The sequence below is a fragment of the Virgibacillus salarius genome, assembly GCF_039521925.1.
In the GTDB taxonomy this organism is placed as follows: domain Bacteria; phylum Bacillota; class Bacilli; order Bacillales; family Amphibacillaceae; genus Virgibacillus; species Virgibacillus salarius.
In genome coordinates this window covers 14,369-39,863 of record NZ_BAAACY010000064.1, presented here as the reverse complement: position 1 = coordinate 39,863, position 25,495 = coordinate 14,369, and the positions used below count along the sequence as shown (strand labels likewise).

The 25,495-nt window shown below is 36.3% G+C and carries 21 protein-coding genes; all 21 read right to left on the bottom strand.

Going from position 1 to position 25,495, the window contains the following annotated elements; all coding sequences use genetic code 11:
- Positions 1 to 116: 116 nt before the first annotated feature.
- A complete protein-coding gene (locus ABDZ84_RS09110; protein ID WP_343781188.1) occupies positions 117 to 1,145 on the bottom strand; it encodes an alkaline phosphatase family protein in 1,029 nt (342 codons plus the stop codon).
- Positions 1,146 to 1,554: 409 nt separating this feature from the next.
- Positions 1,555 to 2,127 (bottom strand): DUF624 domain-containing protein, encoded by a 573-nt coding sequence (locus tag ABDZ84_RS09105; protein WP_343781190.1) that lies wholly within the window; start codon positions 2,125 to 2,127, stop codon positions 1,555 to 1,557.
- 31 nt (positions 2,128 to 2,158) lie between these two features.
- Entirely contained in the window at positions 2,159 to 2,983 is an 825-nt protein-coding gene (locus tag ABDZ84_RS09100) for a carbohydrate ABC transporter permease (RefSeq protein WP_343781187.1), read from the bottom strand.
- Positions 2,980 to 3,870 carry a carbohydrate ABC transporter permease gene (locus tag ABDZ84_RS09095; RefSeq protein ID WP_026679720.1) on the bottom strand — a complete coding sequence of 297 codons (891 nt, stop codon included), beginning with the start codon at positions 3,868 to 3,870 and terminating at the stop codon, positions 2,980 to 2,982. The genes ABDZ84_RS09100 and ABDZ84_RS09095 overlap by 4 nt, the downstream gene beginning before the upstream one ends.
- Before the next feature lie 25 nt (positions 3,871 to 3,895).
- Positions 3,896 to 5,203: an extracellular solute-binding protein gene (locus ABDZ84_RS09090; protein ID WP_026679721.1), complete on the bottom strand. Its 1,308-nt coding sequence runs from the start codon at positions 5,201 to 5,203 to the stop codon at positions 3,896 to 3,898.
- A gap of 183 nt (positions 5,204 to 5,386) precedes the next feature.
- Positions 5,387 to 6,883, bottom strand: a complete 1,497-nt coding sequence (locus ABDZ84_RS09085) for a response regulator (RefSeq protein ID WP_121605672.1) — start codon at positions 6,881 to 6,883, stop codon at positions 5,387 to 5,389.
- Positions 6,880 to 8,625, bottom strand: a complete 1,746-nt coding sequence (locus tag ABDZ84_RS09080; RefSeq protein WP_343781183.1) for a cache domain-containing sensor histidine kinase — start codon at positions 8,623 to 8,625, stop codon at positions 6,880 to 6,882. The genes ABDZ84_RS09085 and ABDZ84_RS09080 overlap by 4 nt, the downstream gene beginning before the upstream one ends.
- 392 nt (positions 8,626 to 9,017) lie before the next feature.
- The gene (locus ABDZ84_RS09075) at positions 9,018 to 9,212 is read right to left on the bottom strand and encodes a hypothetical protein (protein ID WP_121604059.1); all 195 of its coding nucleotides are present in this window, start codon (positions 9,210 to 9,212) and stop codon (positions 9,018 to 9,020) included.
- A 335-nt stretch (positions 9,213 to 9,547) separates the two neighbouring features.
- Positions 9,548 to 10,747, bottom strand: coding sequence for a PDZ domain-containing protein (locus ABDZ84_RS09070; protein WP_343781181.1), 1,200 nt, complete (start codon positions 10,745 to 10,747; stop codon positions 9,548 to 9,550).
- A gap of 110 nt (positions 10,748 to 10,857) precedes the next feature.
- On the bottom strand, positions 10,858 to 12,315 hold the full coding sequence (locus ABDZ84_RS09065) for a S41 family peptidase (protein ID WP_343781179.1): 1,458 nt from the start codon (positions 12,313 to 12,315) through the stop codon (positions 10,858 to 10,860).
- Positions 12,316 to 12,551: 236 nt separating this feature from the next.
- On the bottom strand, positions 12,552 to 13,922 hold the full coding sequence (locus ABDZ84_RS09060; protein ID WP_121605676.1) for a murein hydrolase activator EnvC family protein: 1,371 nt from the start codon (positions 13,920 to 13,922) through the stop codon (positions 12,552 to 12,554).
- Between the two features lie 78 nt (positions 13,923 to 14,000).
- Entirely contained in the window at positions 14,001 to 14,894 is an 894-nt protein-coding gene (gene ftsX, locus ABDZ84_RS09055) for a permease-like cell division protein FtsX (protein ID WP_026682009.1), read from the bottom strand.
- Complete coding sequence (ftsE, locus tag ABDZ84_RS09050; RefSeq protein WP_026682010.1) at positions 14,884 to 15,570, bottom strand: cell division ATP-binding protein FtsE; 687 nt, start codon at positions 15,568 to 15,570, stop codon at positions 14,884 to 14,886. Before ftsE ends, ftsX begins: the two co-directional genes overlap by 11 nt.
- A 484-nt stretch (positions 15,571 to 16,054) precedes the next feature.
- On the bottom strand, positions 16,055 to 16,423 hold the full coding sequence (cccB, locus tag ABDZ84_RS09045) for a cytochrome c551 (RefSeq protein WP_026682011.1): 369 nt from the start codon (positions 16,421 to 16,423) through the stop codon (positions 16,055 to 16,057).
- Between the two features lie 231 nt (positions 16,424 to 16,654).
- A protein-coding gene (gene prfB / locus ABDZ84_RS09040; RefSeq protein ID WP_121605677.1) for a peptide chain release factor 2 occupies positions 16,655 to 17,756 on the bottom strand; the annotation gives its coding sequence in 2 pieces (ribosomal slippage) (positions 16,655 to 17,683 and positions 17,685 to 17,756; 1,101 coding nt in all).
- Between the two features lie 71 nt (positions 17,757 to 17,827).
- A complete protein-coding gene (gene secA / locus ABDZ84_RS09035) occupies positions 17,828 to 20,341 on the bottom strand; it encodes a preprotein translocase subunit SecA (protein WP_026682013.1) in 2,514 nt (837 codons plus the stop codon).
- Between the two features lie 712 nt (positions 20,342 to 21,053).
- On the bottom strand, positions 21,054 to 22,583 hold the full coding sequence (gene ahpF, locus ABDZ84_RS09030; protein WP_026682014.1) for an alkyl hydroperoxide reductase subunit F: 1,530 nt from the start codon (positions 22,581 to 22,583) through the stop codon (positions 21,054 to 21,056).
- 12 nt (positions 22,584 to 22,595) lie between these two features.
- Positions 22,596 to 23,159: an alkyl hydroperoxide reductase subunit C gene (ahpC, locus tag ABDZ84_RS09025; RefSeq protein WP_026682015.1), complete on the bottom strand. Its 564-nt coding sequence runs from the start codon at positions 23,157 to 23,159 to the stop codon at positions 22,596 to 22,598.
- Between the two features lie 543 nt (positions 23,160 to 23,702).
- A complete protein-coding gene (hpf, locus tag ABDZ84_RS09020; RefSeq protein ID WP_121605679.1) occupies positions 23,703 to 24,260 on the bottom strand; it encodes a ribosome hibernation-promoting factor, HPF/YfiA family in 558 nt (185 codons plus the stop codon).
- 477 nt (positions 24,261 to 24,737) lie between these two features.
- Positions 24,738 to 25,091, bottom strand: a complete 354-nt coding sequence (gene fliT, locus ABDZ84_RS09015) for a flagellar protein FliT (protein WP_026682017.1) — start codon at positions 25,089 to 25,091, stop codon at positions 24,738 to 24,740.
- Entirely contained in the window at positions 25,091 to 25,492 is a 402-nt protein-coding gene (gene fliS / locus ABDZ84_RS09010) for a flagellar export chaperone FliS (RefSeq protein ID WP_026682018.1), read from the bottom strand. The genes fliT and fliS overlap by 1 nt, the downstream gene beginning before the upstream one ends.
- Positions 25,493 to 25,495: the final 3 nt, after the last annotated feature.

Here is a 25,495-nt window from a genome sequence, read left to right as displayed (position 1 = left end):
ACTCCTTATAATTAGGGTATGGACAGGACTTTGAACCTTCTGTCATCTAATTATAAGGATTTTTTTATATCTTTGAAGACTATAAATTCCCTTTAATTACATTTATTTGAAATTAATTAATGCTTGACATTTTTGTTTTTGTTTAATGCAACGATAGTGAACATATATACATAAGCCATTCGCTGGTTAACACAAATCGCTAGTTCATCTTTTTTATGAACTGCACGTTGAATTCGAACTATTCGATAGTTATTTAAAAGCTTACGCAAATCAATAATATAGTCACGGTACTTCGTTCCTGTTGCGGAATGACCATTATCTCCAATAATCATCCAAATATTGCTATTTACTGCTTCTTCCCAACTATCAAACATATTCAACATTTTTTGAATTTGACGATCAATTTTAATAATACCTTTTATATCCATAGGTCCTTTAAAATGAATACGCGCATCCATATCTTGAAATATACAAAAAGTAAATGCTGGAAGTTTCTGTTTATGAATAAGGTACCGAAGCTCTCGTGCCATATATTTATAATTTCCAGCTGCTAGTTGTGCTGTGAACCCCACAGGGCGAAGTTTCGAAAAGAGTCCTAATGAAAAGATTGAAGGTACTTTCATGGTCCATTTTCCATCCTCAAAATAAGTGAATGTACGAAGAAATTTTGGGATTTTTAATTGCTGTAATTTATTTCCTCGATACACAAAAGAATTGATAGACGCTGAAGATAAACCGATTCGAGCTAATTCTTCATAAATAGTTGAGACCTTTTCACTCAAATGTACATTATTTAAATTATAAAGCATATGATGAATGGACTTTTTCATTCCCATACGAAACGTTTCTCTAAACCCTGTACCATAGTTGACAAATTGATTCTGTTCCGTATCAAACCAATTCAAACCTGGAATATGATGCTTATCTGCATACGTTCCGGTTAAAAGGCTGCTATCAATGGTTACTGACATGGTCGGAAACGATGTTACCATATTAGCAATATAACGACCTTGCTCCATTAAAAATTTTAAAGCTGGTGCACGTCCAGTCTGCATGGCAATTTCTAATGGCTGAGGCATTAATGAATCAATATTTAATAAAATGACAGGTTTAGGTATTGATACAACATGATTATCGATTTCCACCACATCCCAAAATTCGTATTATAATAACCGAAGCTAATTTTAATGTAAACAACTACAAGATTAATATACATCCCCAATAAAAAGACAGCCATATGAAAATGGAGCTGCCCCGAAAGACAGCTCTCATTGTATAGAAGTATACTTCCTTCTCATGTTCAACGATTCAGCTTTAGGAACAAATGAAGCGCCCGATTAGAAACGTAGCGACTGGAGCGAGTCAACGGAGATAAAGGAATCACGGTGAGCTTGCGAGTCGTCATGACTTAGATTAGGGCGATTGTGAAATTACCTCGTTTCTGGGCGCTGGAGCTAGACATGGCTCAACACGCCCCTATTTAACCACATGGGCAAATGTTATAATTTCCTAGACAACAAAAAAGCAATGTATTTAAGCGTAGCATACGTCTTATTACACTATACTTGATTTAACTTTACCTAGCTTTACGGTTAAATAAACGGGGAAGCTGATTCCAAAAAAGAAAGAAAGTCCTGGGAGGAAACGAATTGTTACTATCATCCCTATAAAAATCATCATATAAATTACATTTTCTCTTGGATGTAAAAACAAAAGAGAAAACGACCGTTTTATTTGTAGAATCGCTTGTCGTTCCAGATCTGCATATTGAAAGAAATGAATAATACTTAAAGTTATTAATCCTAACATTCCAAGTACTGCCAGCTTTACAAGACTATATTCCCTATCCACAATCAAAAGGTTAGAACTTATTATTACCAACATGGCTTGCCAAAGCAGTCCCGCTTTATTTAAAAGAATAAATGAAGAAAAATACTCGTTACGAAATGATCGAAACACTTCCCCAGTTGAAACATTGTTTTGCATCTTCCATACAGAGAATAATGCATAGGTAGCAGGAAATATTCCAAAAATGATTAACCCACAAGTAGTAAATAAAAGCCATAATAGCTGTAAATACGCAAACCAGTATAATTTTTGTATAAATAAAGCATACCTTTCTATCATGATATTCACATCCAACACCACCATTCTATATCTAACCTTTTACTGATCCAGCAACCATTCCTTTCATAATTTGTTCTTGGAAAATGAGATACATGACAATTGTAGGGATGACTGCAATTGTCATTGCGGCCATTGTCAATGCATAATCCGTACTGAATCCATCTGAAAAAATGGATAAGCTTAATGGCAATGTTTTTAATGTACTATCATTAATAAATACTAGAGCAAAAACAAATTCATTCCAATATCTTAAAAACGATAGAATAGCTACGGTTGAAAGTGCAGGAACACTCAAAGGAAGCATAATTCGAAAGAAAATCCCCCAATAACCGTTTCCATCGATAACAGCTGCCTCCTCTAATTCCTTTGGTATTGAACTCATGTATGCAACTGTTAAAAAGATGGCAATAGGTAATTCAAAGGCCGTATACGGCAAAATTAATGCCCAATACGTATCCAGTAATCCTATTTGATCCATCATAGTAAACAATGGGACTAGCGTACTATGAATAGGTATTAACATTCCCAATAAAAAGAAAACCATTAAAAATGCTTTTAATTTGAACATGAATCTGGATAAAACATAGCCAGTTAGTGCGCCAAGAAAAACAGTTAATGCCGTTGCAGTAATTGTAACAATAGTTGAATTCACTATTGCTGTTCCTAAATCAGCAACTTCCCAAGATCTCGTAAAGTTTTCAAAGGAGAAATTGGTAGGAAAAGAGTGAGGTCGGGCAAAAAATTCTTTGTTTGTCTTGAAAGCACTAGTGATTAGCCAATATAAAGGGTAAATCATCATTAAGGAAAAAACTGCTAAAAATAAAATTCTTATTCCTTTAAAAAGATGGAATTTCATCGAATAGTCATCCCCTCATTCTTTCTCTTCATTAACACCTGACTTATACCAATTAAGATAAGGCTTAATAGAATTATCATCGTACTTACTGCAGAACCGTATCCGTAGCGGTACACAAGGAATGTATTATTATACATATACGTTGCTAATATTTCTGTGGATTCTGCTGGTCCACCACCTGTCATGACAAATACTTGATCGAATGCCTTTAAACTACCTGAAATACACAAGACGACAGCTACTTTAATTGTTGTCCACATATTGGGTAAGATAATGTAGATCAGTTTTTTCCATCCAGATGCTCCGTCAATCATAGCAGCCTCCTCCATCTCAGAAGGTATATTCTGAATAGCTGCAATAAAAATAATTAAATAGGGTCCAATATAATTCCAAATGATAGGAACAGCAACTGCATACATATTTACAGAAGGATCTGCTAGCCAAGCTTTTGTCCACGACTCTAAACCAACGGCACGTAATACGGTATTAATAACACCTATTTCTGGATCATAAATATATCCCCAAATCAGACCTACTACTACTGTGGAGATAACCATTGGTAAAAAAACAGCTGACCGTACAAATATTTGAAACCAGTTACTTTTACGAAGCATTAACGCTAAAGCTAATGCAATCGGTACTTGGCCAAAAACAGATGCGGCAACAATCATCAGATTATTCTTGAGAGAACGCCAAAATACAGGGCTTTGCATCACATCAATATAGTTTTGCAAGCCAATATACGTGGCATCCCCTAATCCAGACCATTCAAAAAACCCGTAGTAGGATGACCAAAATATTGGAATAATAACAAAAAAAGAATAAAGTAAAAGGGCTGGAAGTAAAGTAATTACCAACAAACCCTTTAACTTTAAATTAGATTGCATAACTGTCCCCCCTTTGCTCGATTCATTAATTAGAAGACTGTGCTTTTTGTATTGATTCAGCTACCTTCTCTGGATCTCCTCCTAACATAATTTCTTGTAATCCATTATTAACGGCTTCTCCAGCCTCTGAAGTTAGGTACAGATCATATACAGGGGCAAATTCAACTTCACGAATTAAATTAAATGCTTCAAAAAATAACGGGTTAACATTCTCTTTATCAATGTCTACATCATACATAACCATTGAATTACTTTCAGCTATTTCTTTCTGGGCATCTGCATTACTCAATTTATAAATAAGCATTAATGCAGCTTGCTTATCTTCTCCTTTTGTCTCACTGCTAAGTAAGAAACCACCACCAGGTCCACCAGTAATTGTATTTCCTGATCCTTTACCACCCTCAATGCCTGGGACAACGGATACACCAATATTAGTTAAAACTTGTTCAGATTGAGAAGCACCTAGACTACTTAATGTCCAAGCTCCATTAATCATCATAGCTGCTTTTCCTTGCGCAAAATACTGTTCAGCCTGCGTATTATCCATACTATTTGCTCCATCTGAATAAGCTCCATTATCAACTAGCTCCTTAAAACGATGTAACGCATCGATGAATATCGGATCTGTAAATGAGGCATCTTCCTGCTCCACCGCATCTAAAAACCAATTTGTTCCTGTAACACGATCAGCTATAGCACCAAAGGTAGTTGATTGAGCTACCCAAGGAGCCTTATTCCCCATAGCAATTGGTGTGATACCTTTATCGTTAAACACTTTTATTACTTGAACAAATTCTGCCCATGTTTCTGGAACCTCTAAATTATTCGCTGTGAACAAATCTTTGTTATAATACAAAAAGGATGTAGCAGACATTGCAATTGGCGCAGAATATAATTCTCCATCATACTTGTAAGGTTCTAACGCGCCTTCTAAAAATGAATTTTTCCATTCCGGATTTTCCTCAAATAAGGATGTAATAGGCTGAATAAGCTCACCATTATAAAATTCATCGGTAAAACTACCTGCATATGTCAAGAATATATCTGGAAGTTCATTCGCAGCAGCAACTGTGCTTATTCGTTGGCGATACCCATCTACTGGGATTGCTTGCTCATCAACTTCAATCGTGGGATTCTCTTCTTCAAAATTAGCAATCATATTTCGCACTTTTCGGGCTCGTAAATCATCTCCAGCAAAGTTATGCCATATGGAAATAGAAATCTTTCCATCAGCTGCAGAACGTTTTGTCGCTTTACTATCTCCATTCCCTATACAAGCTGTTAAAATGAACATCATGATGATTCCTAGAAAGGCAATCTTTATTTTTCTCATCTTATCCCCCCTTTTGATTATTATGTATAGTTTAAAATAGCGCTTTCATATAGATAAGGGGGATGAATACCAGATTAGGGGTGAAAAATCAAAGTGTTTTAAATTTACTCTAATAATTAACCGATCTTCCTTAATCATTTCGATATGGATTGGTAAAGAAACTACTATCTAGAGATAATAAGCTTATCTATCATGTTTGCGCCGATACTGGGTAGGGGTGTAGCCATACTTCTTTTTAAATTGTTTTGTAAAATATTTTCGATCATTATATCCCACACGTTTTGCTATATGATTAATAGCTATGGAAGAATGTTGTAAAAATTCCGTAGCCTTTTTCATACGAAGCTCCGTTAAAAGTCCAATATAGGATCTTCCAGTTCTTTTTCTAATTAACTCACTTAAGTAATTTGGGTGAATTTGAATGTGATTTGCGACATCATTCAGGGAAATAGCTTGACCTAAGTGTTTATCTATATAATAAATGGTTTCCTCTACATAGTTTGCATGTTTTTGGTAATGGGTTTGAAAGTCCGTTAGTAATATTTGGAACAATGCAAATAAAATCGGAATAGGTTGTTTGAACCATTCTGATGCTGAAGGTATCGCTCGATAATTTTCCATACGTCCAGCCATCTGATCTACATACTTTATAACTTCCATATAGAGATTTTGTACATAAAACTGAATGGAATCCGGTGTTGCTTGCGGATGTGAAAATAACCCATGTACTATTTCTCTAATCCATTCTTCTAATTTACTCTTGTCTCCCATCTTTATAAGTGAAATAACATGTTGCAAATTCTCCTCCATCGTATCATCACATACGATTCCTTTTCTTTGACGAATGTGTTCCACTTGAATAAGCTTACAGTCCACTAGAATCCATTGGAACAGTTGTAGAGATGTTATCTCACTATATAGTTCTCGTATGCTTGATAAGGTTGTTACTACCTCACTTGCCAATATCGGTTTATGGAACAATGCATTCACTTTCTTTATTGCCATCTGTAATAAATAATCATCTGCCAAATAGGGATCTCGCTTTACCACTATCAGTAATGCATTTTCATGTGTGAACCACTTTCCAAATAAATAACTATTCCACAAGGCCTCATATTTCCTTAACGTTTCTAGTTCTAGCTCTATATCCATATATAAAAGCTGAAAAGGTGGATGAGCCAGCTCAGGAATAACATCAACTACATCCATTAACTCGTGATAGTCCAATCCCTCGGCTATTAATTTTTCAAGTTTCATACGATTTAATTGCTCTTGTTCTGACTCTTTCCATTGACTATATTCTTTATCCTTCTCCAATCTTTTCTTTGCTCGTTTAACTGCTGTTATGATCTCTTCTGGACTACTGGTTTTTAATAAATAATCACAAACATCTTGACGAATCGCTTCCTGAATGAAATGAAAATCATCGTATCCAGTGAGTAAAATACTCTCTATTTGATATTCATTTTCACCTAAATAAGCTACAAGCTCCAAACCATTCATGTCATTCATCTGAATATCTGTAATTAGAATATCTGGTTTTTCATCGTCCAAGCGTTCAATTACCTCTTCAGCTGATGCGGCTGGTCTTAATAGGGTTAAACCATAGTCATTCCATGGGATGACATTTGCCATTCCCTCTCTTATAATAATCTCATCATCTGCGATTAGTACTCTCATAGCATTCCCCCCTCCTTTATCGGAATAACAAACTCAACGATTGTTCCTTGCATTTCTTTACTATCTATTCGTAAGCCACTTTCTTTTCCATAATGTAACAGGAGTCGCAAATTGACATTACGAATTCCATAATTAGTGCCAATAAGAGCTTCTGTCTCTTGATCATGTAAAAACTGATGTTTAATTTCTTGCAGCTTTGCACTTGTCATTCCAGCACCATTGTCAATAATTGAAAAGTGGATAAAATTCCCTTGTATTTGTACATGAACAGATATTTTACCAAAGTGATTAGGAAGTGGAAAAAATCCATGTTTAATACTATTTTCAATTAATGGCTGCAGAACAAGTTTTAGCATTTTATGCTGTTTCAAGTCGTTGGAAATTTCTAAGTCTATGGAAAACCTATTTGGAAAACGGATCTTTTTAATTTCTATGTAATGGAGCAAGTGACCGATTTCTTGTTCAACGGTACAATACTCATTTCCCTTATTTAAACTAAACCGTAACAATGTACTTAATGAAGAAACCATCTTTGAGATATCATGCGCCTTGGAACTTAACGCAATCCAATGAATTGCAGCTAATGTATTGTATAGAAAATGAGGATTAACCTGAGATTGCAAAACCTTCATATCCAATTCCCGCTTTAGTGCTTCGCTTTTCTGAACCTGATTCATTAACTTGGCAATCCGCTGATTTAATTGATTATAACTACCTATTAATTCACCAATCTCATTATTTGCGTCATTATTAATTGTTTTAATTGTTTCACCCGGGTTCACTGTTTGAATGGAATTAGTTAGTGTAGTTAACGGTTTAAATACTTTTGATACAAAAAATATAACGAGACCTGCTACAAGAAGGATGGCAATCACAACGGAATAGATGGTTAACCATAAAAAATACCGATTCTGAGAACTGTATTCTCTTGATGGGACGAGGCTAATTATGTGCCATCCCACCTTCCCAATCTCTTCCGTAAATACAGTTACCTCTTCCTCTTCTGCAAGGAAAGAAAAGCGTTCTTTATTATTTTGATCCAATAATAAAGTAAGTTTATCTAGATTAATTTTTTCTTTTATATTTGTTTGACTTTGCGCTAATACATTTCCATCATTTAGAATAAAGACCGATGTACTCCACTCTGAATCTCCTGAGCTTAAATATTCCTCAACTACCCGTTGATTGAGACTTATCGATAAATAACCAATCCGTTCGAAATCTCCTGTACTACGAATAGGGCGAGTCAACGTTATCATGTCCTTATTGCCGTCTACCGTTTTGTTAACCTTACGATAGGACCACCATTTACCATTAGGAATTTGTTTAATATCAATACCTGCATTCGTATCCATCACCAGATTTGTGGATATTGGTGAATTACCATTTATCGGGTAAATGATAATATCATTAATATATCTTTTCGAAAAAGCCAAATTCGATAAGAACCCATAAATATCACGTTGTGGATATATTGGATCTCCTTCCACTTGTAAATACGCTTGCACTGCTTGATTACCAATTAAAAATACTGACATATTTTCAACATCATTTACAATAAATTCAATAGAATCCTGAATCTGCTCCAAGGAACTTTCACCTGAAATGGCTGCTCGTTCCTTTGATACCTTTACTGTCGTATAATACGAAACTAATCCTAAAACACATATTGGTACTAATACTACGATTAAAATAAAAAGTATAAGTTGATTCTTAATTGAACGGCGAAACCAGTTTTTCATTCCTAGCATTCCTTACCCGATTTGCAGATTACTCAGACAACGTGAATTATTATAGTTTTCTGAATTAATCGTATATTTAATATAACACCTTATTTCGTTTAGTACAAACCCGTACGACGAACTTTTTATAGATTTTAGCTTAAGCACAAAGACAGAAACACTCGGTAAGCGACTAAGTACTGAACCACTTCGCATGAGATGAGCGGGTTGGTGTTAACTTTCGCGACGAAAACAGGGAAGTCTATTAGTAGCTGAGCACTGTAACAGAAAGTTAACACGGCTTTTCTTTTTTACTTGAATACATAAGAAAAACGGAGCAAAATTCGCTCAGTCCTTATCACTACATGCTCCGATTTACGCTTCCTCTAGTAGCTATTATGGAATAATAGCTACTACTTGACCACCACTCCGGCTGCCCACTTCCCTTTCCGTGGGGTTTGTCCTTCAGCTAACTTTTTTAGCAAAACCCGCTCAAAAAAGTGGATCTTTAGGTCAAACATTTCCCACAGGAGTTGAAGTGGCCGCCCTTCGCTATTATCAGGCTCTACAACGCTAGCATGAAGTAACACAGCTGCTTTTATACTCACGGATAGCGATTTTCACTTTACCCATTGTAAAAAAAGTCAACCTATTACTTATGACAAGAATTGTTGCACCTTCGCATAGCAGAGACTAATTACGTAGACTCCTGCGGGAATTGCGCGAGCCGAAAATCCACTTTGCAACGTGTTCTTCTTTGCAAAGTTAGTTGAGGCCGTGCCCACGGAAAGCGAAGTAATTCGTCGGAGCATTGCCAATATACATCAAACATTTCAAAATAACTACTTCGCTTAACGCAGTCATTGCACTGATTTTATACTTTCTTAACTTATTAAAAAAACTGCCTTGGGATGGGATAGCCATCTTCAAGCAGTTTGTCCTTCTAACTTCCATATCCTATTTTGTTTTGTTTAATTCTACGATGCGGGCTGGAAGTAAAGATAATCCCTAATTCATGATGATCCCCTTCATATAAAGCGCCTTGCAGAAAACGCTTCTCACCGGCTCGATCAATTATTTCTAATTTAAAGAAAGCACCGCTTTTCTGTAGCGCCTCATAGAACTCCGTAATACTGACAACTTTATTTCCATTTACTCTCGCAATTGATTCTCCAGCTAATATATCTAAACGATCTGCTGGAGAATTAGGAATAACAGACAAAACTTTTAGCCCCTTATCAGTAGGTTGAAAAAAGCCTGATCGTTCATGATCTTTCGTACGATGTCGATAATTTAGATACTCTCTTCCAGCTATTCCTACAATTACTCCTGCCAAGGAAAGCCATGAATAATAGCTACTTCCCCATGCAGTTAGAAGCACAAGGAAACTGAGAATCATCATGGATTTCGCCAATTTACCAGCCGAAACCATGGGATCGTTACCTCGAACAATATGATCAAATCCAATGATAAAAGGAATCAATATTAAGCTAAAGGACTGCTCCCCTATTGTAAAATAGGGCCAATATGGAGCAAAAGAGGTTATTAAGCCTGTTGGTATAAGTATGAAAAAAGGAATCACAGCCAGCTTTTTTATATGATGCTGTCCCATCCACCCCCCTCGGCTACCTTGAACAAGTTCTGGATAGGTTTTGCCTTTGCGTGCCTTTAATAAGAGAATGCTTTCAGCAACAAGGAATATACCTATTAAGATAACTAATCCTTGGTAATTAATAGTAGAAAATAATTCGGCTGAGACTATCTTTTGCTTCTCCATTACAGTTGGAAGGAATAGGAGTACGAAATAGGAAATTCCCAGTGTATAGCTTGCAGAAAGTAATGTGAATCTCCCAGTAATACTGACAAGAATTGTTATGATACAAAATAGCCGGATCGTTGTATATGAAAAAACAACCCCTAGCCCAATAGTTATAGCTGACACAATTAGTCCTAATAGAATAGAATAAAGCCATGTGCCCTTCCACTCAGAGAACATATCAAATATCTTTATCCCAAAATCCATTCTCTCTCTTCTAATTCTCTTTTTCCCTGCAAGAAAAACTAATAATATGGCCCAATATAATAATGGATTTAGAAGGACCCTTCCAATCCCCTTAACGATTTCAATGAACCAAGCTTCCAACAATATACTCACCTTCTCTATGCAACGATGTACTATTTCATTTATTCGACATCAAGGGAATGACTTCCTGCTCGATTGGAAAATCCGCGAGTAATACCCGCGGATTACTATTATTCGTATATTTCTGCTAAAGCTTTTTCTAACTGCTTATCGTCTTCACCATTTCTTATTTTATCAACAACCGCTGTTTCGATTAATCCTGCCGTTTTTTCATCTACCTTACCAGTTGAACTCACATCATTGGCAGATTGAAAATCTTTAACAGCTTCTTCCGTTTTTTCACTAAAATAGCCATCTATTCTTCCAGGATCATAACCTAATCCTTTTAACATAATCTGCACATTCTTAATATTATCTCCTGTATGATCAAGAGTCAGTGGCTCTTCAATCTGTACGGGATTTGTATAATAATAATCTGCTTGCTTTGCTTCAATGGTAGGTTTTACCCCTTTTTCATGAATCCAATTGCCTTCAGGGGAGAGCCATTTAAAAAATGTTAATTTGATGGTACTTCCATCGCCCAATGGAACTGCTTGCTGAACGGTACCTTTACCAAAACTTGTTTGACCAACTACATCATAGCCCATTTCTTTCATAGCAACTGCCAAAATTTCAGATGCTGATGCACTTCCCTCATCAATTAATACACTAATTGGATACTCTTTTCTCTCCTCAAGTTCAGAATATGAAGGAGATTTTTCTCCATTTTGATCTTCTACTTGAACGTAAGGCATATCATTTGGGACGAATTGTTTTAATATATCCTCCACGACATCTAATAAACCGCCTGGATTTCCTCGGACATCAATAACCAGCCCTTTAATTCCATCCTTTTCCATCTTATCTAGCTGTTCTGTAAATTCATCAGCTGTACGCTCAGAAAAATTGGTTATTTCGATAATACCCGTTTTCTTTCCATCTACTGTTTCCGTTTTGCTATAAACGGTTTCAACTGGAATAGTGTCTCGTGTAATTGTCACATTAAATGGTTCAGAAACTCCAGCACGCTGTATTTCTAGCTCAACTTTAGACCCTTTTTCACCGCGAATCTTAGCCACCGCTTCATTAAGATTTAACCCATCTAATCTTTCCCCATCTACTTGAAGCACTTGGTCGTTAGGTCGTAGGCCAGCTTTTTCCGCTGGTGAATCTTTAATTGGGGCCACAATGGTTACTGTATCATTCACCATACTTACTTCCGCACCAATACCTTCAAACGAAGACTCAATTTGCTCATTAAATTGCTTCATTGTCTCCACGTCCATATACGAACTATACGGATCCTCTAATGATGTCAGCATCCCTTGAATTGCTCCTTCAATTAATTGCTGATCATCTACAACCTCTAAATAATTTTCTTTTATAAGATTAAACGCTTGATCTACTTTGTTCATTTCCTTTGGGGTATTTGTCTCTTTAGCCCCCTCTATATTTTCAGTTATCGCTTTATTATCTTGTACGTCATTATTATTAGACTGAGCAAGCTTTACACCAGCATAGCCGCCTCCAAGTCCTAAAAGTAATGCACAAACGAGAAGTAGTACTATATGTATCTTTCTTAAATTCATTATTTCACCCCAACTATTTTAATCAAAATAACATGTAATATTAAAAAGCATACCACTATCTTTCTCTTATGACTATGGTTTTACTAAGCTTTTTATGTAATTATACAACGAAAGAGCAGAAAAAGACATCATACCATAAAGGATGATGCCTTTTTCTAATACTTACAATTGCTCATTTCAATCCACTGCTATTATTTTCGTATACACTAACAATCTTTAGAAAACAGCCTTTGCAATTAATTTAAGTAATTTAATGGGTTTACAGAATTACTTTTTGCAGCATTCCAGCCACCAACATGTACCTCAAAATGTAAATGTGGTCCAGTCGATGCACCAGAGTTCCCTGTTGCCCCAATTTGCTGACCTTGGCTAACAACCTGTCCAGCTGAAACGGATATACTGCTTAAATGTGCATATAATGTTGTATAGGTTGTACCGTCAATGTTATGGGTAAGCATAATGGTATTACCATATCCACTCATAACACCCGCTCTAATAACGACACCTGAAGCAGCAGCTTTTAATGGTGTGCCTATAGATGCTCCAATATCCATACCAGCATGTAACTTTTTCTTACCTGTTATAGGGTGGACTCTATATCCATAATCAGAGGTTTTATAACCAGCTGCTGGCCAAATAAAGATACCGCTTCCTCCACCTGATCCACCAGAGCCTGAGCTAACAGAAGACTGAGAATTACCAGAAGAAGAATTAGTGGTTGCCTTTTTTTGTTTTTCCTTCTCCTTAGCTAATTGTGCTAACTTACTCTTTTCGTTCTCCGCTACCTGCTTCGCTTTTTCCACAGCTGACGCTTGTGCAGCAAGTATCTCTTTTTCTTCTTGCACACTCACTTTATATTCTTCTAAATCTTCATGCTCTTTTTCTAGTGAAGCCATCATCGTTTCTTTCTCAGACATTTGCTTGTTAAGTTGCGATTTCAAAGCAACTAGCTCTGATTTCTGAGCCTCTAATGCTAACTTACGATCTTCTACTTCACTTTTCTTATTCTCAACGTCCGCCTTGTTTTTTTCTAAGGCCAATTTATCAGCAGTTTGTGCTTCCATTATTGTTTTGTCTTGATCCATAATTGTGTTTACCGCTGAAGAGCGACTAATAAAATCACCGAAGCTTTGCGAACCAAGAATAACCTCTATGTATTTCATGTTACCGCCATTCTTTTGTATATTACGTAGGCGGTCTTTCAGTAACTGTTCACGTTTTTTTATGCGTTCTTTCAATAGTACAATTTCTTCTTTTAACTTTTCAATTTGGCTCTTTAAATCCTCAATCTTTTTATTTGTCGTAGAAATCTCATTTTCTTTATTTTCAATTTTATTCCTAGTATTGGAAAGCTTTTGGTCAATTGAATTTATATCAGCTTCTACCGAATCCTGCTTGTTTAAATTTTTATCAATTTTTTCTTCCGTTTCTTTTTTATCACGATTTAATTCGCTTTGCTCTTTTTCGAGTTCCTTTTGTTCCTTTTCCAAGTCACTTATCTTTTTATCGAGCTCGTCTGTTGACTCAGCTGACACCGGGCTAGTATAGAAGGATAGTGATGTGCTTACTAAAATGACCGTCAGCAAAGATGGTATTACTTTCTTCATTCAAATATTCCCCTTTCCCTCTGTATAAATTTCAAACAATGCTCCAAAATGGCTCCTCACAAATGACACACGCACAAACTAAACCTTTAAGAATTTACGTACACTCATAACACTTCCCCATACACCAATGACTGCACCAATGGCTAAAATAATCAACGATAGCTGTATCGCGAATGGATTATATGGCAAAATTTCAACGAAGCTGTAGTGAATACGCTGGCTCACTGTATTAGCTAAGTAATAATAGCCTGAAAGCACAATGGCAATTGGTATAATTGATCCTAATATTCCGAGCAACATCCCTTCGATAAAAAACGGCCATCTGATAAAGCCGTTGGTTGCACCAACTAGTTTCATAATGCCAATTTCCTTACTACGTGCCATAATTGTAATTTTAATCGTGTTGGAAATAAGAAAAATAGCTGTAAATAACAAGCCTACAATTAAGACCAATCCGATTGATCGTGCGTATTTATTAAATTCAAAAAGCTTTTCTACAACACCTTGACCATAATTAACCTCTTGAACGCCTTTAAGCTCTGAAATCTTCTTTGCGACCGGAGCAGTATCCTGAGGATCTGCTGTTCGTACAATGTAAACATGGTTTAAAGGATTATCCTGTTCAAACATTTGCCACGTTTGACCATTTTCACCCATGCTGTCAATTAATTTATTTAACTCATCATCCTTAGATGAGAAAACAACCGAATCTACACCATCAATCTGCTTAATCTCGTTACCTAGTTGCTGTATCTCTTGTTGGTTTATAGTCAAATCTATCAGGGCATTAATCTCAACATCGTCCTCGATATTGTCAGCCATCTGATTTAAGTTCATCATTAGCGCTAAAAAAGCACCAACTAAAATCAACGTAGTTGTTACAGCACCAACTGATGCGATCGTCATCCAACCATTTCGTCCAATATTTTTAAACCCTTCACGTATATGACGCATTAATGTTCTAATTTTCATAGCCGTAATCACCTCGGTGTTCATCTCTTGCGATTAATCCATCTTCAATGGCAATTACACGGTTTTTGAAAGTATTAACAATTTCCTTACTATGTGTAGCCATAATTACCGTTGTTCCACGATCATTGATTTCTTCTAAAATTTTCATGATGCCCCAGGACGTATCTGGATCTAAATTCCCTGTTGGTTCGTCAGCAATCACAATTTTGGGATGGTTTACAATAGCTCTAGCTATAGAAACGCGCTGCTGTTCACCACCTGAAAGTTCATCAGGAATGAACCGAGCCTTATTTTTAAGACCAACAAGCTCTAGAACATCCATCACTCGTTTTCGAATCAAACTTGGGGGCTGCTCTATTACTTCTAATGCAAAAGCAATATTTTCATAGACTGTTAGTTTTGGGAGTAATTTAAAGTCTTGGAATACAACTCCAATATCCCTACGTAACAGGGGAACTCTTTTTTCTTTTATTTCATTTACGTTAACATCGTTTATGTAGATGGAACCTTTAGTTGGCCTGACTTCCCGGTACATTAATCTTATAAATGTTGATTTCCCAGCACCGCTTGGTCCTACAATATAGACGAATTCGCCTTGCTTAATATCGACATTTATACCATTAAGTGCTGTTACACCATTGGCATATGTTTTATATACGTCTTTCATTAATATCATAATGCAATCACCTTTATCTTTTAGTTGTCATTCTTAGATGTGTGCCTCTTTTTTTTAGAATTCATAACAATACACGCTTCCATTTTTAATTAATCATATGTAAGTGATACTCCATCATTATAACATCTTTCGCCAGGATTTTTAGACATAAAATTATTACATTTATATTTCAAAAGTCGTAGTTTATTGAAATATTTTGTCATATTTTAAATAAATAAGTGGGTTTTCAGGCGAAAATCAAGTGGAAATATGAGTAAAAATACCTATTTTCATAAATTAAACTGAATTTCAACTCACTTCAGACCTAGTATCATTTAACGGTTGCGCTATCTATATATATACGTTAATTGTGTTGAGAAGCAGGGGGTGGTTTCGAGAAGGATTCTGTTTTTAAAGCTTTTTTTGTCGAAGGATAGTTATTGAAGTCAAAATAAAAAGCTTGTCTACTGAATATCTTCAATCAGACAAGCCTTTTAATCATACATTATTTTTTTTGAGCTAACCAATCTGCAAGTAATTGTACGTCATCTCCAGATGCCATGCCAGGAGGCATAGATCCTTTACCATTTTTAATTATGTCGGCAATTTCATCTGAGGAAAGCTTCGAACCAACCTGTGTTAGATCAGGGCCATTCCCACCTGATAAATCAGCGCCGTGGCAGGAAGCACAATTACTTTTGAATACATCTTCAGCAGCAGCGGTATCTACAGCTCCACCTTCTGAATCTGATGGCTCTTCTGTGCCAGTATCCCCGTTATCAGCTGGCTCTTCAGAAGCATTATCGTCCCCACCGCCACATGCACCGAGCACAAGTGCAGTACCGAAAAGCATTGTTAATAACCACTTTTTCATAGCCTAAATCCCCCTATCAAAAATATTGTAATGGCTTAACAGTTTTATTATAACCCATTATGTGGGTTTTAAAACCCTTTATACCAACATTAAATAACACGAAAAGGGCTAGAAAGCAATTGCCATACGGACTAAGACCATTTGTGTCCATTTCATGAAATTATTGCTAATAACAGCTATTTGCAGCATTTTTCTAAGCTCTAATTATCTACAGGTGATTTCTTACTTATTTTATTTCATCTGATATCTTAAATAAGCATCAATAAATGGATCAATCTCTCCGTCCATTACACCTTGTGTATTTCCTACTTCTACATTTGTACGGTGATCCTTTACCATAGAATACGGATGAAAAACATAGGAGCGAATTTGACTTCCCCAGCCAATTTCCATTTGCTCGCCACGAATTTCGGCTAATTCCTGCTGTTGTTTTTCAATTTCCAATTGATATAATTTCGATTTTAACATTTTCATCGCAGCTTCTCTGTTTTTTATCTGTGAGCGCTCATTTTGACACGTCACGATTACATTTGTAGGTAAATGGGTAATACGCACAGCTGAATCAGTAGTATTAACATGCTGCCCTCCTGCACCACTCGCTCGATACGTATCTACCTTAATATCTTCTGATTTCATTTCAATATCTACATCCTCGGTCATTTCTGGCGTTACATCACAGGACACAAAGGATGTGTGGCGGCGCCCTGAAGAATCAAATGGTGATATTCGTACCAATCGGTGTACACCTTTTTCAGCCTTTAAATAACCGTAAGCATTGTGACCTTTAATTAATAACGTAACGCTTTTCAATCCCGCTTCCTCACCGGCTAAGTAATCTAACATTTCTACTTTGAAGTTTTTTGTTTCTGCCCAGCGTTGATACATTCTTAATAGCATGCTCGCCCAATCCTGAGACTCTGTTCCACCAGCGCCTGGGTGTAGCTCCAGAATCGCATTATTAGCATCATACGGCTCACTTAAAAGAAGCTGTAGCTCAAAATTGTTCATTTGTATGCGCAGTTCATGGAGATCCTTTGTAAGATCCTCAAATAACTCTGCATCATTTTCTTCCTTTACTAACTCATAGGATACCTCTAAATTGTCAAGAAACTCTTCTAATTCCTCAAATTTATTCACATATTCCTTTAAACCATTAACCTCACTAATGACTTTTTGTGCTGTTTCTTGGTCATCCCAGAATGATGGAGCAGCCATTTTTAATTCTAACTCTTTAATACGTTGAGTTTTTTCGTCTAAGTCAAAGAGACCCCCTAAAATCATTAATTCGCTTACTCATTTGGTCTAATTCATTTCTTATTTCAACTAATTCCATCCTAATCACCTCAATTTGTATTTGGCAATAAAACACTCCACTGGTTTCAGCGGAGTGCTTTATCCATTTCACTATTTCCCATGGCAATTTTTATATTTTTTACCACTGCCGCACGGACAAGGGTCATTACGACCAATATCCTGTTGTTTTACAAATGGCTTACGTGTTTTCTTTTTCTCTTCCTGACTGCCGGAAACTGCCTGTGTATTTTTCACAACTTCCTGCCGTTGCAGATTATCTCTAATTTCAGCTTTCATAATATACTTGGCAACTTCTTCGTTAATATTTTCGATCATTGCTTCAAACATTGAGAAGCCTTCAAGTTGATATTCACGTAACGGATCATTCTGTCCATATGCACGTAAATGAATTCCTTGACGTAATTGATCCATTTGATCAATATGATCCATCCATTTCGTATCAACCGTTCTTAAGAGAATTACTTTTTCAAACTCGCGCATTTGTTCTTCTGTTAGTTCTTGTTCTTTTTGATCATAGCGAGCTCTCACTCTCTCCATAATCCATTCATTGATTTCCTCTGGATCTTTTCCTTTTAAATCATCTACAGCAATTTGATCTTGATCTAGGAGGCTACCTTGTACATATTCAACAATCGCCTTATAATCCCAATTATCCTCATCATCATCCTGCGTATGTGTTGCTACAACACGTTCAAGTGTTGAAATAATCATGTTCTCAATAATCTCTCGTAATTCTGTTTCAGATTCAATAACATCAAAGCGTTGCTTATAAATAATTTCTCTTTGTTCTCGTAAAACATCGTCATAAGATAGGACTGTTTTACGTGCATCAAAGTTATTCCCTTCCACTCGTTTCTGAGCTGATTCAACAGCACGAGATACCATTTTACTTTCAATTGGCTGTGAATCTTCCATTCCGAGTCGCTCCATCATCGATTTCAAATTATCAGAGCCAAATCGACGCATTAACTCATCTTCCATGGATAGGTAGAATTGAGACATCCCTGGATCACCTTGTCGTCCAGAACGTCCACGTAACTGATTATCGATACGACGTGATTCATGACGTTCCGTACCAATAACAGCGAGTCCTCCAAGATCAACAACACCTTCACCTAACTTAATATCGGTTCCGCGTCCAGCCATATTAGTAGCAATGGTTACGGCTCCCTTTTGTCCAGCATTCTCTATTATCTCTGCTTCGCGAAAGTGATTTTTAGCATTTAATACATCATGTTTCACGCCAGCCTTCTTCAATAATTTTGATATTAACTCAGAAGTTTCAACAGCAACAGTACCAACTAATACTGGCTGTCCTGTTAAGTGACGTTCTTTTATTTCCTCTACAACTGCTTGAAACTTACCTTGCATGGATTTATAAATCAAATCAGCTCGATCGTCTCGGATAATCGGTTTATTTGTCGGAATAGCAATAACATCCATATTATAGATGTTTCTGAACTCTTCCTCCTCCGTTTTCGCCGTACCAGTCATACCAGCCAATTTATTATACATTCGGAAGAAGTTTTGAAAGGTAATAGACGCAAGCGTCATACTCTCGTTTTGAATTTGTAATCCTTCTTTCGCTTCTATTGCTTGATGTAAGCCATCACTATAACGACGACCTTTCATTAATCGACCAGTGAATTGGTCTACAATAACTACTTCGCCTTCTTCTACCACATAGTCATCATCACGATGCATCGAAACATGAGCCTTCAGAGCCTGATTAATATGATGCGTTAATGATACATTGTTTAAATCAAACAAGTTCTCAATCGAAAAATAGCTTTCCGCTTTATTTATCCCTTCCTCTGTAAGTTGTACCCCCTTTGTTTTTTCATCGTAGGTATAATCACCTTCCTTGGAAAGTGTACTTACAAAGCTATTCGCTTGCTGATAAAGTGACGCAGACTTCTTAGCTGAACCGGAAATAATTAAAGGTGTTCGTGCTTCATCTATTAATATCGAGTCAACCTCATCAATAATTGCAAAATTCAAAGGACGTTGTACCATTTGCTCCTTGTAAAGGACCATATTATCTCTCAAGTAATCAAAACCATATTCATTGTTCGTACCATAGGTAATATCCTGATTATACGCTTCCCTTTTTTGTTCTTTTGATAACCCATTTCCATTAAGCCCAACTGTTAGTCCTAAAAATTGATAGAGCTCTCCCATCTCCTGCGCGTCACGACTTGCCAAATAATCATTGACTGTAATTATATGAACACCTTTACCAGAAAGTGCATTTAAGTATGCAGGCATGGTAGAAGCTAATGTTTTTCCTTCCCCGGTTTTCATCTCAGCAATGTTACCTTCATGCAAAGCAATAGCACCCATTAACTGCGTTTGGAAAGGTCGCATTCCTAGTACACGTTTAGATCCTTCACGAACCACTGCATATGCTTCTACAAGCATATCGTCTAAAGTTTCTCCATTTTGATACCTTTCTTTAAACGCTTCTGTTTTTTCTTGTAGCTCCTGATCAGTTAACTTTTCCATTTCTGGTTCTAAAGCCTCTATTTTATCCACTGTTTTTTGCAGCCGATTCAATTGTCTTTGCGTTCCATCACCAAAAATTTTCTTTAATATTCCAGCCATTATACATGCACCTCAATATCTATCTTAAATAAGATTTTCTATCTGATTTTATACTATAATTATCGTACGTAAAGAATTAGCGTCTTTTATCAATAATAACACTTTCTAAAGAAATATGACAACTACTGACATTGCACAGTTCTTAGATGAAAATTCTTGTATCTCTTCTGTTTTTCAAATGAATTATCAAGGGAATATGTTCCACTTCAAGTATGTATCAGTACAAATCAATGTAAAAAGAGTGGTTTGAGGATAAACCACTCTTCTAAGGAAAGGGATTATAGAGGATTCTGTGAGAAAAGACAGTCGCTTTTCTAGCGAAGTATGCTTAGGAATGTTTATAAAAGACTGTCGGAGAGACAAAGCGATATAAACATTCCTTTTTTAGACTGACATTGCTGTAAAATGTACGTGTTAGATCATTCACCTCCTAAATCATTTGCCTTATTTATATCACAACACTGGGTATCATGACTAATCACCATTTTTAAATTTTAGAGTTAAATTCGACAAATAATTCAAACGAAATAAGCTGTTCGGATAAGATTTTAATGACATTTTCCAAGAATGCCTTAGATAATCTAATCCATTTTAAGATTTCAGCAATTTTAATTACAATTTTCGACATTGATCCATTTGTACTATCAATTAAAAGAACCTCTTACTGCCGATTGGTAGTATAGAGGTCCTTTTATTATTGGCTATTTATTTACTAATTCCGGATAAGATAGTCAAATGCACCTAAAGATGCGTTCGCTCCTGATCCCATAGAAATAATGATCTGGTTATACGGTCCATCCGTACAGTCTCCTGCCGCAAACAATCCCGGAACATTCGTAGCTCCGTGCTTATCAACAATGACCTCACCGATGTGATTACACTCAACCTTACCATCTAACCACTCCGTATTTGGTACTAAACCTATTTGTACGAACACACCTTGTAAATCGATATGTTTTTCCATACCTGTGTGACGTTCTTTATACGTAATCCCATTTACATTGTCGGTTCCTGTAATTTCAGTTGTTTGAGCATTTGTCAAGACTGTGACATTAGCTAGACTATTAAGGCGCTTTTGCAAAACATCATCTGCTTTTAATTCTTGATTATACTCAAGAACAGTTACATGTCTTACTACGCCAGCAAGATCTATTGCAGCTTCAATTCCCGAGTTGCCACCACCGATAACCGCTACATCTTTTCCTTCAAACAAAGGACCGTCACAATGTGGACAATAGGCAACGCCTTTATTTTTGAATTCCTGTTCACCAGGAACGCCGACATTACGCCAACGAGCACCTGTTGCAAGGATGATCGTTTTGCTGTTAAGGACTGCTCCATTTTCAAGCGTAAGCTCAAAGAGGTCTTTCTTTTTTAAGCTACTAGATCGCTGTAAATTCATTACATCTATGTCATATTCTTTCACATGCTCTTCAAGACTTGCTACAAGCTTCGGACCTTCTGTATGTTTTACACTAATAAAGTTCTCGATGCTCAGTGTATCAAGAACTTGACCGCCAAAACGCTCCGTAACAATACCTGTTCGGATTCCTTTACGCGCTGCGTAAATTGCTGCACTTGCACCAGCTGGCCCACCGCCAATAACAAGAACATCATAGGGATCTTTGTTAGCAAGCTCAGAGGCATCCAATCCACTGCCTAACTTAGCAAGAATTTCTTCCATTGTCATACGGCCACTGCCAAAAGATTCCCCATTTAAATAAACCGTCGGCACTGCCATGACATTTTTATCTTCTACTTCTTCTTTATATGCTGCGCCATCAATCATCGTATGCGTAATATTAGGGTTAAGCACGGTCATTATATTTAGTGCTTGAACAACATCCGGGCAATTATGACAAGTAAGACTAATGTAAGATTCAAAATGATATTCTCCATTAATAGTTTGAATCTTATCTATAACGCTTTGGTCTACCTTCGGTGGCCTACCACTAACCTGCAGCAATGCTAACACTAATGATGTGAACTCATGACCTAAAGGAACACCTGCAAATACAACTCCTGTATCCTCTCCAACTCGATTTACACTAAAGCTAGGGGTTCTTTCTAAAGGAGCTTTTTCAACAGTTATTTTAGTAGACATAGTAGCTAGTTCTTCAAGTAGAGCCAGCATTTCATTAGAAATAGCATCCGAACCCACACTTACTTTAATAACAATATCGTTTTCTAATAGCTGCATATATTGATTTAATTGTGCTTTGATATCTGCTTCAAGTACCATTTCGTGCACTCCTTAGATTTTACCTACAAGATCAAGGCTTGGTTTAAGCGTTTCAGAGCCTTCTTCCCAATTAGCTGGGCAAACTTCGCCTGGGTTGTTACGAACATATTGAGCAGCTTTAATTTTGTTTACTAGCGTGCTTGCATCACGTCCTATACCATCTGCATTAATTTCCACTGTTTGGATAATACCATCTGGATCAATAATGAATGTACCACGATCTGCAAGACCTGATTGTTCATTTAGCACTTGGAAATTACGAGAAATAGTTTGCGAAGGATCACCAATCATCGCATATGTAATTTTTCCAATTTTTTCAGAGCTATCATGCCAGCCTTTGTGTACAAAATGTGTATCTGTAGAAACAGAATATACTTCAGCTCCAAGCTCCTTTAACGTGGCGTATTGATTTTGTAAATCTTCAAGTTCCGTTGGGCATACAAAACTAAAATCGGCAGGATAAAAGCAGATAACACTCCACTTGCCTTTAAAGTTTTCTTCCGTTACCTCAATAAACTCACCATTTTTATAAGCATTTGCTGTGAATGGTTGTACTTCAGTACCAATAAGTGACATAAATAATCTTCCTCCTAAAATGTGTTCTGAAAAGAAATGAAGCTTATGCTTTCATTTCCTAAAATAATTCTAATCACGTACTTATTATTAAGTGGATGTCGTTTTTTGTCAAGAAAAACACTGTATATGTTCGAATTATGTCACATTAAAGAGCCTTTAAAGGTTTTATATCAACATTCTATGTATATGTAAGAATATTTATTGATTATTATTCTCAACTAAACTTACAAACTAGAAGGAAGTATAGTAGCTGTTGTTTAGAGGAATAAAAACGCAAGCGCCCGATTAGAAATGTTGCTACTGGAGCGATTCAACGGAGATAAAGGAATTATGGTGTGCTTGCGAGCCGATGATGACTATCGTAGAGCGATGCGTAAAGTGCCTAGTTCCGGGTACTGAAGCAGGACGAGGCTCAACACACCCAGATTTATCTTTATAATTCCCAAGACTACGAAAAAGCCCACGAAGAAAATTTATATCCCTCCGTGGGCTTTTCGGTTAATTGTATTTTTCGATAACATCTTTTATATTTTCGATTCGGTTTTATGCATTCGGTTCAATTAATCCATATTTCCCATCATTACGACGGTAAACAACATTTGTATCTCCATTTGTTGCATTTTCAAAAACATAGAATGCATGTCCTAACATGTCCATTTGCAGAACAGCTTCTTCAGAATCCATTGGTTTCAAGTCAAATCGTTTCGTTCTTACAATTTCAATTTCATCAGATTCTTCTTCTAAAGCAACACTTGCTGCTTCTTTTTCTAATTCAGCAAACACATGTTTCGCTGCACCGTTTTGTTTAAATTTACGATTTACTTTCGTTTTATGCTTTCGGATTTGTCTTTCAAGCTTATCGACAACTAAATCGATGGCAGCGTAAAGATCTACGTGTTGAACCTCTCCGCGTAGTAACAGATTGGTCATTGGGATAGTAACCTCTATTCTCTGCTCATCATTATAGACACTTAAATTAACATGTACCTCAGATGTTGGTGGTGTATCAAAATATCTTTCTAGTTTACTTATTTTCTTCTCCACATAATCTCTTATTGATCCTGTCACCTCAAGATTTTCACCACGAATGTTAAATTTCATTAAAGTGTCCTCCTTTCAGCTTATATATATATTATACAACGTTTCCCAAGGAAATTCCTTTCTAAACTATTCAAACAGCAAATAAAACAGGGGGAATATTGGTCTATGCCTTGCTATTGCTAGAATTGACGGTTTACAATTTCCTTGAAAAATTTACAACTACTTCATACTTATTTCTCAACATAGTTAGAAATGTAAATAAATCTTAAAAAGAGAAAATAACTACAGTTGTAGAAATTTTCTCTTTTTCCTATTCACTATTCTATAAAGTGAAGCTTCCATCCGCTTTTTACTGAAAGAAATACGTACAAAGGCTTCATTCGCCACGTCCTGTGGCAACGCCTTTGTGACCTACTTCCATGTAGGCCCGAACCAATCGGACATTTACTGGCAGTTGATCCCTCACTTCACCATATTGGTTTTTCTTCATTGCTTGAGGTAGGGGCTTACTGCCAGTTATATGCGGGGAAAATATACTTAATTTTTACTATCCAAAAACATACCATCTTTGGACTGAACATTTTTATACGGATCACTATACTTTCTATTGGATTGTTTTTGTTTCTTTATTTGCTTCATTTCTAGCTTTAACTCATGAAATAGTTGCTGCATCTTATGTTGAATCCCATCATTTAAATCCACTAATGCTCGTCCCGTTTCCTTCTCCATATCTGAATAGGGTGGAGTCAATGCTTTCATCTGTTCTCCCCTTTTTTCAATCAGGGAATTTATTTGTGATATGACAGATTCACGATCCTTTGCATCGATTTTTTGCTCTAATACTTCTTTTAGTTTTATTGTAGTTTCATATAAAGGAGTTAATCGATTCATTAGACATGAGCACCTTGTGCATATTGTTTTTTGCGCGTCTCTAATATAACTTGTTTCCATGTATCTCGGAATTCGATAGTATAACCAAGTACTTCTTCTAATAAGGATGTATCATTTTTTATATTCGCTTCCTTTAACTGAAATAACATATACTCATAAAGTGGCAAGAATTGATTAGATATTTCAATTTTTGGATCTAAAGTGATCATTAATTCTTGAATTATTTTTTGTGCCTTTTGTATATTCGTATTTTTGGCTTCATAGTTTTTACTATCCAAATCCTTCATTGCTTGTTTTATAAATTTAATACATCCATTGTATAACATTAAAGTTAGTTCCGCACCAGAGGCTGTATTGACAGCATTATTTTTATATGCTTGATGTTGCTTATTCGGTGACATTTG